The sequence below is a fragment of the Vibrio sabulosilitoris genome (genome assembly GCF_055391395.1).
Window position 1 is genome coordinate 1,295,322 of the sequence record NZ_AP029599.1, and the last position, 12,612, is coordinate 1,307,933.

The 12,612-nt window shown below is 49.8% G+C and carries 13 protein-coding genes; 10 read left to right on the forward strand and 3 right to left on the reverse strand.

Going from position 1 to position 12,612, the window contains the following annotated elements; genetic code table 11:
• Nucleotides 1-66: 66 nt before the first annotated feature.
• From ribH to pgpA, 4 genes are all read left to right on the forward strand, one after another.
• Nucleotides 67-537, forward strand: a complete 471-nt coding sequence (gene ribH / locus ACZ5R2_RS06100; protein WP_438458907.1) for a 6,7-dimethyl-8-ribityllumazine synthase — start codon at nt 67-69, stop codon at nt 535-537.
• Nucleotides 537-1,007, forward strand: a complete 471-nt coding sequence (nusB, locus tag ACZ5R2_RS06105; RefSeq protein ID WP_464901454.1) for a transcription antitermination factor NusB — start codon at nt 537-539, stop codon at nt 1,005-1,007. The genes ribH and nusB overlap by 1 nt, the downstream gene beginning before the upstream one ends.
• A 345-nt stretch (nt 1,008-1,352) precedes the next feature.
• Complete coding sequence (gene thiL / locus ACZ5R2_RS06110) at nt 1,353-2,327, forward strand: thiamine-phosphate kinase (RefSeq protein ID WP_464901455.1); 975 nt, start codon at nt 1,353-1,355, stop codon at nt 2,325-2,327.
• A complete protein-coding gene (gene pgpA, locus ACZ5R2_RS06115; RefSeq protein ID WP_464901456.1) occupies nt 2,324-2,827 on the forward strand; it encodes a phosphatidylglycerophosphatase A in 504 nt (167 codons plus the stop codon). Before thiL ends, pgpA begins: the two co-directional genes overlap by 4 nt.
• Nucleotides 2,828-2,989: 162 nt before the next feature.
• Here the strand turns inward: pgpA and ACZ5R2_RS06120 are convergent, their stop codons facing one another.
• From ACZ5R2_RS06120 to map, 3 genes are all read right to left on the reverse strand, one after another.
• The gene (locus tag ACZ5R2_RS06120) at nt 2,990-3,373 is read right to left on the reverse strand and encodes a DUF3461 family protein (protein WP_464901457.1); all 384 of its coding nucleotides are present in this window, start codon (nt 3,371-3,373) and stop codon (nt 2,990-2,992) included.
• Nucleotides 3,374-3,550: 177 nt separating this feature from the next.
• Nucleotides 3,551-6,175 (reverse strand): bifunctional uridylyltransferase/uridylyl-removing protein GlnD, encoded by a 2,625-nt coding sequence (gene glnD, locus ACZ5R2_RS06125; RefSeq protein ID WP_464901458.1) that lies wholly within the window; start codon nt 6,173-6,175, stop codon nt 3,551-3,553.
• 212 nt (nt 6,176-6,387) lie between these two features.
• Nucleotides 6,388-7,269, reverse strand: a complete 882-nt coding sequence (map, locus tag ACZ5R2_RS06130; RefSeq protein ID WP_464901459.1) for a type I methionyl aminopeptidase — start codon at nt 7,267-7,269, stop codon at nt 6,388-6,390.
• Nucleotides 7,270-7,602: 333 nt separating this feature from the next.
• Between map and rpsB the strand changes: the two genes are divergently transcribed.
• From rpsB to ACZ5R2_RS06160, 6 genes are all read left to right on the forward strand, one after another.
• Nucleotides 7,603-8,331, forward strand: a complete 729-nt coding sequence (rpsB, locus tag ACZ5R2_RS06135; protein WP_464901460.1) for a 30S ribosomal protein S2 — start codon at nt 7,603-7,605, stop codon at nt 8,329-8,331.
• A gap of 129 nt (nt 8,332-8,460) precedes the next feature.
• Nucleotides 8,461-9,303 (forward strand): translation elongation factor Ts, encoded by an 843-nt coding sequence (gene tsf / locus ACZ5R2_RS06140; protein WP_464901461.1) that lies wholly within the window; start codon nt 8,461-8,463, stop codon nt 9,301-9,303.
• Nucleotides 9,304-9,443: 140 nt separating this feature from the next.
• On the forward strand, nt 9,444-10,175 hold the full coding sequence (gene pyrH, locus ACZ5R2_RS06145; protein ID WP_464901462.1) for a UMP kinase: 732 nt from the start codon (nt 9,444-9,446) through the stop codon (nt 10,173-10,175).
• 153 nt (nt 10,176-10,328) lie between these two features.
• Nucleotides 10,329-10,886, forward strand: coding sequence for a ribosome recycling factor (gene frr / locus ACZ5R2_RS06150; protein WP_438458896.1), 558 nt, complete (start codon nt 10,329-10,331; stop codon nt 10,884-10,886).
• 88 nt (nt 10,887-10,974) lie between these two features.
• Complete coding sequence (locus tag ACZ5R2_RS06155; RefSeq protein ID WP_464901463.1) at nt 10,975-11,730, forward strand: isoprenyl transferase; 756 nt, start codon at nt 10,975-10,977, stop codon at nt 11,728-11,730.
• A gap of 15 nt (nt 11,731-11,745) precedes the next feature.
• Nucleotides 11,746-12,588 (forward strand): phosphatidate cytidylyltransferase, encoded by an 843-nt coding sequence (locus tag ACZ5R2_RS06160; protein WP_464901464.1) that lies wholly within the window; start codon nt 11,746-11,748, stop codon nt 12,586-12,588.
• Nucleotides 12,589-12,612 lie beyond the last annotated feature (24 nt).

Sequence of the window (12,612 nt, forward strand, 5' to 3'; positions counted from 1 at the left end):
ATGTGTCACAAATTTGTGCTAGAATCCGGCGATTCTCACTTGATGAATGTAGTTAAAGGAAGGCTTATGAAAGTGATCGAGGGTGGTTTCCCTGCACCAAAGGCAAATATTGCTATCGTTATTTCTCGTTTTAACAGCTTTATTAACGAAAGCTTACTCTCTGGTGCTATCGACACTTTAAAGCGTCATGGACAAGTTAGCGAAGACAACATTACCGTAGTTCGTTGTCCAGGTGCTGTTGAGCTGCCATTGGTAGCGCAACGTGTGGCAAAAACCGGTAAATTTGACGCTATCGTATCGCTAGGTACGGTGATCCGTGGTGGTACGCCACACTTTGACTATGTTTGCAGTGAATGTAACAAAGGTCTAGCTCAAGTATCTCTAGAGTACAGCCTGCCAGTGGCATTTGGCGTACTGACTGTAGATACTATTGACCAAGCCATTGAGCGCGCGGGAACCAAGGCGGGTAATAAAGGTGCAGAGGCTGCACTAAGCGCACTTGAAATGATTAACGTTCTTTCAGAAATCGATTCCTAATGGGGGCCAGTGTGAAACCAGCCGCACGTCGTAATGCACGTCAATTTGCTCTACAAGCAATTTATTCTTGGCAAATTACAAAAGAAAATGTTGCTAACATCGAAGAGCAATTCTTATCAGGTGGTAAATATGAGGAAGAGGAGCACCACGCCTCTGAACCCGCGCTGTCTGCACCTGAAACTGACGTGGCATACTTCCGTGATCTTCTGACTGGTGTCGTACTGAGTCACAACGAACTGGACAGCAAGATCCGTCCGTACACTTCTCGTCCAATGCAAGATCTAGACATGATGGAACTTGCACTGCTACGTTTGGCTATGTACGAAATGACACGTCGCGAAGATGTACCTTTCAAAGTCGTGATCAACGAAGCCATCGAACTGGCGAAAGTGTTTGGTTCAGAAGAGAGCCACAAGTTCGTCAATGGTGTACTTGATAAAGCCGCACCACACGTTCGTAAGAAGAAATAAACGCGGATTATCCTCATTTTTTGAGGTTATAGTTGATAAAAGGCCAGTGGGTAGTTCCGCTGGCCTTTTTTATTCCCGGAGGGAAGAGGCGAGAGGCGAGATCGGGCTGGTCGCCCTGCGAGAGGCGAGGGGAGTGTGTTGTACTGTCTGGCGAAAAAATAAACTTCTTAAGTTTTTAATCATCTATATGGAAAAGGGTTGACACTGTTGCGTCAATCCAGAACGCTTTTTCTCGCCTCTCGCCTCTCGCCTCTCGCCTCTCGCCTCTCGCCTCTCGCCTCTCGCCTCTTTTTAATATAAGCTTTGGCGCTAATAATCTGTTTATAAAAAGGGAATGGCTGGCCAATGGCGGGTGAGTTTAACCTGATCGAAAAGTATTTTGTTGACCGTCAAGCGCGGCGCAGTGATGTGTTGTTGGCGGCGGGGGATGATTGTGCGTTGCTTGAGGTGCCAGAGGGGATGTCGATTGCGCTGAGTACTGACAGTTTAGTGGCGGGCACGCACTTTCTTGCCGATGCGCCGCCGGCTTGGGTGGCGCATAAGGCGCTGGCATCAAATCTCAGTGATCTTGCTGCGATGGGGGCGACACCAGCTTGGGTATCGATGGCTCTGACGATGCCTAAGCCTGACGAGGCTTGGCTGGCTCCATTTTGTGAGGCGTTTTTTGCCCTAGCAGATCGCTATAATCTGCAGTTGATTGGTGGTGATACCACCAAAGGCCCATTGAGTATTACTCTGACGGTACAAGGTTTTGTGCCTAAAGGTCAGGCGCTGCGCCGCACAGGCGCGCAAGTTGGCGATTGTGTTTATGTCACCGGCCAACTAGGTGATAGCAAGGCGGGGTTGGATGTTATCTTGGATCCAAGCCAACAGGACAGACCTGATGCGCAAGCCCTGGTTGAGCGCCATTTCCACGCCACGCCACGCATCGAGGTGGGAGAGGCGCTGCGCCCCTATGCCAGCGCGGCGATCGATATCTCAGATGGCCTGATTTCCGATCTTGGCCATATCCTCAAGGCCTCCGAGGTTGGCGCTCACATCAATGTTGATGCCTTACCGTTCTCAGCGTCATTGCTGTCATTTGTTGCTGACCACTCGTTAGCCCGCCAATATGCGTTGACTAGTGGCGAAGAGTACGAGTTGTGCTTTACCGCCCCACTGCAGCACCAAGCGCAGATAGACCATATTGCTGCCCAGTGCGGAGTAGCACTGACTTGTATTGGCACTATTCACACAGCGCCACAACTTACCCTTCATGCGAGTGGCGAGCCGCTCGATTGGACTATTTCTGGTTACGATCACTTTAAGGAAACACCATGACCAACCCAAAACAACACCTCTCTATGTCCAACCCATGGCATTTGCTTGCAACAGGTTTTGGTAGTGGTCTCTCCCCAGTTGTGCCAGGCACCATGGGCACGCTAGCATCAATCCCGTTTTACCTATTACTGGTTCAACTGCCACTGTGGCTGTATATCGTTATCGTGGCGGCCTCTTGCTGGGTTGGGGTGACGATTTGCCAAAAAACCTCTGACGACATGGGCGTCCACGACCACGGCTCTATCGTGTGGGATGAGTTCGCAGGCTTCTGGATCACTATGCTAGTGGTGCCTATGCTGTCGATTTCACCGTTCGACTGGAAATGGCTGATTGCCGGCTTCGTCCTGTTCCGCTTCTTCGACATGGTCAAGCCCTGGCCAATCGGCTGGCTCGACAAACGCATCCATGGCGGCCTGGGGATTATGGTTGATGATATTGTGGCTGGGGTGATGTCGGCGGTTGCGTTGGTTGGCGTGGCGTTGGTTTCTGGCTGGCTATAGCCTGTAGCCAGAGAGGCGAGACCGCCTTGCTGCGAGAAACGAGAGGCGAGTGTTTACTCGCTTTTCGAGAGCAGTCTTCTTAACAACGTCATGAGCGTTTAGCTCCGGAAGTTCAACGCGCGGCTAACAACCTCGCCTCTCGACTCTCGCTTCTCGCCTCTGCTACTTGATTTTTTGAAGATCAGCCTCGATCTCCGCGATCTTACTCGAGACGACTTTTTCAAGATGGCGTAGGTCGCTGAGGATCTTTTGTTTGACGTCGACTTCGGCGATTCTTTCTGGTTTGGTGATGGTGTTGAGTTCGTCGATGACTAGGGTTAGGTTGCGGTTGATCTCGGTGACTTCTTTGTAGTGGTGGGTACTGCTGTCGACCAGGACGTGTTTGACTTGGCGTGGGTACTTGAACTTAACGCTTTTGGCGAACAGCTCCCCTTTTTGCTTGCGAAAATAGATCTTGAGCACGTCTTTGTGCGCTTCTTGACGTAGGGAATAGCGCTCGATCTGCATTGGGTCTTGAATGCCTAAACCATTGAGGTTGGGGAACATAACAGGCCTCTCTTATTTTACTGGGTAGAGCATGACTGACTGGAGTTATCATCGAAACGGGTCCGTAAGCGTGAACATCGCCTCGAACCTTCTAATAACTGTAACAGTAGAGGCCGCATCTCGACAGTGAACGGCGGCCTCTTTTAATGAAAAACCAGTGAGTTGTGCACGAGATCGCTATTCTGGTGCGAGCTCTAAGACACTCTTTTTCAGTGACTCTGTCAGTTGTTGCTCTTGCTCAGCATCCAGCTTGCCGCCACACGGACCGGTGATGATAAAGAAATCCTCCGCGCGCTCACCAATGGTGGTGATCTTAGCGGCATGGATACTGATATCTAGCTCCGAAAATGTCGCCCCGACCTTGGCGAGCAGCCCAGGGGTGTCCAAGGCCACAAACTCGACAAACGAGTGCTTTTTACTCTTGGTTGGCAAGAAGTTGACCCGTGTTTTGACCTTAAAGTGCTTGAGGTTGCGCGGTGCGCGTCTGGTGCGGATCTTGGTTGGTCTGCCGTCTTCAAGCACATGCAATAGGTGCTTAATGACTGCCTTGTGGCGCGACTCATCGATTGCCTCGCCATGTTGATCAAGCACCATAAAGGTATCGAGCACAAAGCCATCTTTACTGATCATCACCTGCGCATCATGGACGTTAAAGTTACGTCGGTCGAGCTCGGCAACCACAGTTGCAAACAGGGATTGCTGATCCTTACTGTAGACAAACACCTCAGTGCCGCCGCGGGTTGCCTTTTTACTGATCAGCACCATTGGCTGCTCAGGGTCTTTATGGCGCAGCAGATTCATGCCGTGCCAAGCGATCTGCTTGTGGGTGTGGCGCAGGAAGTAATCGGCCTTAAAGCGTTGCCACAATACTTCAATCTCACGAGCGGTAAAGCCCTCTTTGCGCAAGATGGCAGAGGCGAGGTGCTGGTTGTGGCGAATTCGATCGCGCACATCGACCGGGTTTTCCAGGCCACGGCGCAGAGCGCGCTGTGTAGAATAGAACAGCTCAGCGAGTAGGGTGCGTTTCCAACTGTTCCACAGCTCGGGGTTGGTAGCGCAGATATCGGCAACCGTCAGACAGACCAGAAACTCTAAGTACTCTTCGTCGCGTACCTTTTTAGCAAACTCGGTAATCACTTCTGGGTCATAGATATCGCGACGCTGCGCAGTAACCGACATGAGAAGGTGGTTTTGCACCAGCCAAGAGACCAGTTTAGATTCTGGCTTCGACAGGCCGTGTTCAAGACAGAAGTCATACGCCTCGACCGCGCCAATTTCGGAGTGATCACCGCCGCGCCCCTTGCCGATGTCATGGAAGATGGCCGCCAGGATCAGCAGCTCCTTCTTCTGGATACGCGGGAAGACCTCGCAGCAGATTGGGTGCTTGTCGCGGTTTTTAGCGTAGCTATAGCCATTGATGTGTTTGAGCAGGCGCATACTGTGCTCGTCTACTGTGTAGACATGAAACAGGTCAAACTGCATCTGACCGACAATTTGACTCCACTGTGGCAGGTAGGCAGAAAGTACGCCCAGGCGGTGCATTAGGCTGAATGCCTTGTGCAGTGAATTCGGGTGGCGACACAGCGCCATAAACTTCTCGCGCGCTTCAGGCAACTCATGCAAGAACTTGTTGAGGCGACGTCTGGCGGTGCGCAATTGACGCATGGTGGCCGGTGCGACGCCCTCAATGGTCGAGTCGTTGGCGATATGTAGGAACATATCTAAGATGGTGTCAGGGCGGGCTTGGAACAGAGCAGGCTTGCGCGCCTCAATCAGCTTACCGCGACGTTGGAAATCGTCACTTAGCTCGACCGCATCTTCTACCACACCATTGTTGAGGATGGCCTGATCGAAGATCTTAAGCAGCATCTTATTCAGTTCAGCGACGCGGCGTAGAGTGCGATAGAACTCTTTCATCATCATCTCAACACCACGATTCCCTTCACCGACATAACCAAGGTGCTCAGCGACATTGGCTTGATGGGCGAAGGTCAGGCGATTATCGTAGCGGCGCAGGTCGATATGCAGCGCAAAGCGCACGCGCCAAAGGAAATCTTGGCACTCCAGCAACTCGCGATATTCGGCATCGGTTAGAAAGCCGTAGCGGCTCATCTCCAATAGTGATGTCGCGCCAAAGTGGCGGCGCGCAATCCAGCTTAGGGTGTGGATATCACGTAGGCCACCGGGTGTTGATTTGATGTCCGGCTCAAGGTTATAGGTGGTGTCATGATAGCGTGCATGACGCTCTTTCTGTTCTTCGAGCTTGGCCCTGTAGAACACCTCACTTGGCCAGAACTGTTCTGAGTGGATCTCTTGCTCTAGTAGTGAGAAGGTCTCTTGACAGCCGCACAGCAGGCGAGCTTCTTGCAAATTGGTTGCTACCGTCAGGTCATCGCGCGCAATCTCTGCACACTGAGTAACGGTACGCACCGCATGGCCGACCTCAAGACGCAAGTCCCACAGCAAGGTAATAAACTCACTGACCTTAGCTTCTAAATGGGTGGGTAGGGTAAGTTTGGAGACAATCAGGATGTCGATATCGGAGAGAGGGTGTAGTTCAGCACGCCCATAGCCACCGACCGCAACCAGGCTGATATGTGGCAGCTCATTAAAGCCAAAGTGTTGCCATAACCTTTCGAGCAGGTTATCCATATAATTGGAGCGACCCAGCACCAATTCGGTAATAGGCTGGTGGCTAAAAAACCGCTGTTTTTGGTGCTCAGCAAATTGCTCTAACTGCTGTTTGAGAGCGGTGATGGAGAGCTGCTGCTCTTCCAATGTCAAAGGTGATTGAATCGACATAGATGCATTCCGTGCAAGCTTTTAATAAAAATACTGTATCAAAAGCTTAGAACTGATGTTACTAAAAGGTTCATCAGTTTGACGTGAGAACCGGGATTAGGGGCGAGGTGCGGGTACGGGCTTTGCCCTACGAGGCGCGAGGAGTATCCAGCGCGTTGGGACTCCTCGCGCCTCGGAACGGAGTGAAACTCGAAGTGAAACGTCCTCGAGCCTCAGCCGTTGTTGTTCATGTGGCGTGGGATCGTGTCGTCTGAACGTAGGGTCAAGACTTCACAACCGTCTTTAGTTACTACGACCGTGTGTTCCCACTGGGCCGAATTTTTGCCATCGCCAGTGTAGACTGTCCAGTCATCTTCGGCGTCCACGCTACAGCCGAATTTACCGGCGTTGATCATTGGCTCGATGGTGAAGCACATGCCTTCTTTGAGGATGCGACGGTCGGCGTTTCTGTAGTGGACGACTTGCGGCTCTTCGTGGAACTCATTGCCGATACCGTGGCCACAGAAGTCCTTGACGATAGAGAACTTATTGCGCGGGTTTTTCTTGTTGTTGTCTTTGATGTACTTCTCAATCGCGGTGCCGATGTCGCCAACGGTTGCACCTGGCTTAACCTTGCGCATACCGATGTACAGCGCTTCTTGCGCAACCATACATAGGCGTTTGTCCGCTGGAGAAACATCGCCGACTAGGAACATCTTTGAGGTGTCGCCATGGTAACCGGCTGGGCGGGTTGATAGGTCTGCGTTCTCATCATCTGGGATGATCACTGTGATGTCGACGTTAATGATGTCGCCACTTTTTAGCACTGCAGGTTTTAGCTGACCATTGCTGCCCATCTCATCTTGTGTGGCCGGGATACCGTGACACACGATGTGGTTGATTGAGGTACAGATTGATTTAGGGAAGCCATGGTAATCCAGGGGCGCCGAGTACGCACCACGCTCTAGTGCGTAGTCGTGACAAATCTGGTTTAACTCTTCGGTTGTCACACCCTCTTTGATGTGTGGCTCGATCATCTCAAGAATCTCGCCTGCGAGTTTGCCCGCCAGGCGCATACGTTCGATTTCTTGTTCTGTTTTGATTTTGATTGACATAAATCTTTCTCAATAAGCTGCTCGCGCAGGTTGGTTGCTGGCGACTATTCTATCAGGATAAGTCTGCACGTGTAAGTGAGAAGCGACTGCATCTTGCGTCTACCTTAACAGGATGGATGACTTTACCGAGATTTTACTAGCCTAAAGGCACAAAAATATGGTATAAAGCGCGCCGGAATCATCACAGTTGTCTTCGTTATCGGCGATGCTGCGGTAGATTCTACACTTAACTTTAAATCACACACATTCCGACACATGTTCCGGGGTGCCCGCTTTTAGGCAGGGTCGGATACATGGGGGATGTGGAGGCCTAACCCCATAGAGGATTTTAAAATGGCAACTGTATCAATGCGCGATATGCTAAAAGCTGGTGTTCACTTCGGTCACCAGACTCGTTACTGGAACCCAAAAATGAAGCCATTCATCTTTGGTGCTCGTAACAAAGTTCATATCATCAACCTAGAAAAAACTGTACCTATGTTCAACGACGCTTTAGCAGAACTTGCTAAAGTTGGCGAGAAGAAAGGTAAAGTACTATTCGTAGGTACAAAACGCGCTGCATCTGAAGCTGTTAAAGAAGCTGCTATTGCAAGCAACCAATTCTACGTTAACAACCGCTGGCTTGGCGGTATGCTAACTAACTACAAAACTGTTCGTCAGTCTATCAAGCGTCTAAAAGAGCTAGAAGCTCAAGCTCAAGACGGTACTTTTGAGAAGCTAACTAAGAAAGAAGCTCTAATGCGTACTCGCGAAATGGAGAAGCTAGAGAAATCTCTTGGTGGTATCAAAGATATGGGCGGCCTACCAGACGCTCTATTCGTAATCGACGCTGATCACGAGCACATCGCAGTTAAAGAAGCTAACAACCTAGGTATCCCAGTTTACGCTGTAGTTGATACTAACTCTAACCCAGACGGCGTTGACTTCGTTATCCCAGGTAACGACGATGCAATCCGTGCAGTACAGCTTTACCTAAACGCTGCTGCATCTGCGGTTTCAGAAGGTCGTAACAAAGACGTAGCTCAAGCTGCTGACAAAGACGGTTTCGTAGAAGCTGAATAATAGCGGCTCACTGTTAATCTTGGTTTGCGTGAAATTATCTGTTCACATAAACTAAGTTATAGTTAGTTACAGGGGCCCCCAAGCGGCCCCTGATTTTTACCTTATTTAGAATCAACCGAGGAACAGAGAATGGCTGTAACTGCTGCTCTAGTTAAAGAACTGCGCGAACGTACTGGCGCAGGTATGATGGAATGTAAGAAAGCGCTTGTTGAAACTAACGGCGACATCGAACTAGCAATCGAAAACATGCGTAAATCTGGCGCTGCTAAAGCTGCTAAGAAAGCAGGTAACGTAGCTGCTGAAGGCGCAATCATCATTAAAGAAGAAAACGGCGTTGCTGTTCTTCTTGAAGTTAACTGCCAAACTGACTTCGTTGCTAAAGACGCTAGCTTCACTGCTTTCGCTGAAGAAGTAGCTGCTGACGCACTTGCGACTAAAGCAACTGCTGAAGAGCTTCAAGCGAAATTCGAAGAAACTCGCGTTGCTCTAGTAGCTAAAATCGGCGAAAACATCAACATCCGTCGCGTACAATACGTTGAAGGCGAAGCTATCTCTACTTACCGTCACGGTGAGAAGATCGGTGTTGTTGTTGCTGGTTCTGGCGACACAGAAACTCTTAAGCACGTTGCAATGCACGTTGCTGCTTCTCGTCCAGAGTTCGTTAACCCAGAAGACGTACCTGCAGACGTAGTTGAAAAAGAGAAAGCGGTTCAAGTTGAAATCGCAATGAACGAAGGCAAGCCTGCTGAGATCGCTGAGAAGATGGTTGTTGGCCGCATGAAGAAATTCACTGGCGAAATCTCTCTAACTGGTCAAGCGTTCGTAATGGAGCCTAAGAAATCTGTAGGTGAAATCCTAAAAGAGCGCGGCGCTGCTGTAACTAACTTCGTACGTCTAGAAGTTGGTGAAGGTATCGAGAAAGCGGAAGAAATGAGCTTCGCTGACGAAGTTGCTGCAGTTCAAAAAGGTTAATCCTTTCTGATTGCGCAATGAATGGACCGTGGCCTTGGCTGCGGTCTTTTTGTGAGTAATCGTCCCGAATTGGAATTGCGGACTTAATAGTTTCAATTCGTGACTGTTAATCAATAACTCTCTACTGGAAGGTAAACTCCATGGCTACAAACCCTAAACCAGCATATCAACGAATCCTGTTAAAACTGAGCGGCGAAGCACTTCAAGGCGACGAAGGCTTTGGTATCGATCCAACTATCCTTGATCGTATGGCTCAAGAAGTAAAAGAACTGGTAGAACTGGGTGTTCAAGTGGGTGTGGTTATCGGTGGTGGTAACCTGTTCCGTGGTGCTGGCCTTGCTGAAGCGGGCATGAACCGTGTTGTGGGTGACCACATGGGTATGCTAGCAACCGTAATGAACGGCCTAGCGATGCGCGATGCGCTGCACCGTGCTTATGTTAACGCACGCGTGATGTCAGCTATCCCACTAAAAGGTGTGTGTGACGACTATAACTGGGCAGACGCAATCAGCCAACTGCGCACCGGTCGCGTAGTGATCTTCTCAGCGGGTACTGGTAACCCATTCTTTACTACCGATTCTGCAGCGTGTCTGCGCGGTATTGAGATCGAGGCTGACGTAGTGCTTAAAGCGACTAAGGTTGATGGCGTGTTTACCGCTGACCCAGTATCAAACCCGGACGCTGAGCTACTTGAGCATCTTTCTTACACGCAAGTGCTAGAAAAAGAGCTGAAAGTGATGGATCTTGCGGCCTTTACCCTAGCGCGTGACCACAAAATGCCAATCCGTGTGTTCAACATGAACAAGCCGGGTGCTCTTCGCCGTGTGGTGATGGGTGAAGCGGAAGGCACACTAATTAGTGACGCAGAATAAACTCTGATAAAGAAAGGCTTGAGGAAGCTCCCTCAAGCCTTTGAGTTCTGATAGAATGTCGAGATTCGGTTCTGTTAGACCTCATTCTACCGTGGTATTAGGTGCCAATGACCACCTGATAAGCGGCAAAGAAAACAATATTAAGGTGAGATTGTGATTAACGAGATCAAACAAGACGCTCAAGAGCGCATGGATAAGAGCGTTGAAGCTCTACGTAACACCCTTTCTAAAGTACGTACAGGTCGTGCACACCCAAGCCTACTAGCGGGTATCTCAGTAGAGTACTACGGTGCGCCAACGCCTCTTAACCAAGTAGCAAACGTGGTTGCAGAAGATGCGCGCACACTGGCTATCACTGTATTCGACAAAGAGCTAACGCCAAAAGTTGAAAAAGCGATCATGACGTCTGACCTAGGTCTAAACCCAATGTCTGCGGGCACGATTATCCGTGTTCCACTGCCACCGCTAACAGAAGAGCGTCGTAAAGACCTAGTTAAGATTGTACGTGGCGAAGCTGAAGGTGGTCGTGTTGCTATCCGTAACATCCGTCGTGACGCAAACAATGATCTTAAAGCATTGCTAAAAGACAAAGAGATCTCAGAAGACGAAGATCGTAAAGCACAAGACGAAATCCAGAAGCTGACTGATGCGGCAGTGAAAAAGGTTGATGAAGTTCTTGCTGCAAAAGAAAAAGAGTTGATGGAAGTATAATCCCTCTTACTCTCTCCCTAAAACGCTGTGCTGTGTCACAGCGTTTCTTATTTATCTATCATCTATTTCACTTCCAATTGTAACGCTTATGCAAACTAACCAACTCGCCTCTGACAGTCTTCCAAAGCATATTGCCATTATTATGGACGGCAATGGCCGTTGGGCTAAAGAGCAAGGTAAACCAAGAGTGTTTGGTCATAAGAACGGGGTAAAATCCGTGCGCAAGACCATCTCAACCGCCAGCCAACTGGGCATTAAGGCCGTGACGCTCTTCGCGTTTAGTAGTGAGAACTGGCAGCGCCCAGAAGAAGAAGTCGGCGTATTGATGGAGCTGTTTATTACCGTTCTATCAACAGAAGTCAAAAAGCTACACCAAAATAATCTACGCTTACGTGTAATTGGCGACACGCAGCGCTTTAGTTCGCGCCTGCAAGACAAGATTGCTAAGGCACAAGCATTGACGGCAAACAATACTGGAATGGTGATCAATATTGCAGCCAACTACGGCGGTAAATGGGATATCACCCAAGCGACACGCAAGATTGCCAAGCTGGTTGAGCAAGGCCAATTGGCTGCAGAGGCAATCGATGAATCGTTGATCACCTCGCACCTAACCATGTCAGATTTGCCTGAGGTTGATCTTTTGATCCGCACCAGTGGTGAATGTCGCATCAGTAACTTTATGCTGTGGCAGTTGGCGTACGCAGAGATGTACTTTACCCCTGTCTACTGGCCAGATTTTGGTGAGGACAGTCTAATTGAGGCGGTAACCTGGTTTATCAATCGCGAGCGCCGTTTTGGTTGCACTGGTGAGCAAGTGAAAGCTCTAATGACGTCATCATAGAGTAGGACATAAAGTTTGAAGCAAAGAATAATTACTGCGTTGATACTCGCACCTCTTGTCATTTTGGGCATCTTTTTCTTGCCCCTAGGTTATTTTGTATCTGCTATTACCCTTATTACCCTCCTTGGTGCGTGGGAGTGGACCCAGTTTGTTGGTCAGCAATCTCGTCCTCTTGCCCTGCTGCCTATAGTGATTGTCACGGCACTCTCTTTTGTTGTTCTTCCCTTTGATGCACTCAGCCTCAACTCCGTTGGCGCTGGGCATGTTGCCTTGTTGGCCATTGGCAGTGTTTGGTGGCTGTTTGCTTCAGCCTTGGCGTTGAGCTACCCAAAGTCTGCCAAGTTTTGGTCTGACTCGTGCCCGCTGCGACATGTCTTCGGCATGCTGACCTTACTGCCTTTTTTGTGGAGTATTGTTATCCTGCGAGCGGATAGCGTCCTTGAGCAACCCTACTACGGCGCTAAGTTGGTGCTATTCGTGTGCTTGATTGTTTGGGCAGCGGACAGCGGCGCCTACTTTGCTGGCCGTGCCTTTGGTCAGCGCAAGATGGCACCGCACGTGAGTCCTAATAAGACGATTGAGGGGCTTGTCGGTGGCATAGTGACTGCGCTTGTGGTGGCGTTTCTGGCGGCGAAGGGCTTTGAACTTGAATTTTCAAGCACCGGCAGCATGCTGATGATTACCTTGCTGACCGTGATTATTTCGGTCTTGGGCGATCTTGTGGAAAGCATGTTTAAACGCGTGGCTGGGATCAAAGACAGCAGCAATCTTATTCCGGGTCACGGTGGAATTCTAGATCGCGTCGATAGCCTCACGGCAGCGTTCCCGGTCTTTGCTTTCCTTTACTACGTATTCTAAGTCAGGCGATATCGTCTGACCCTG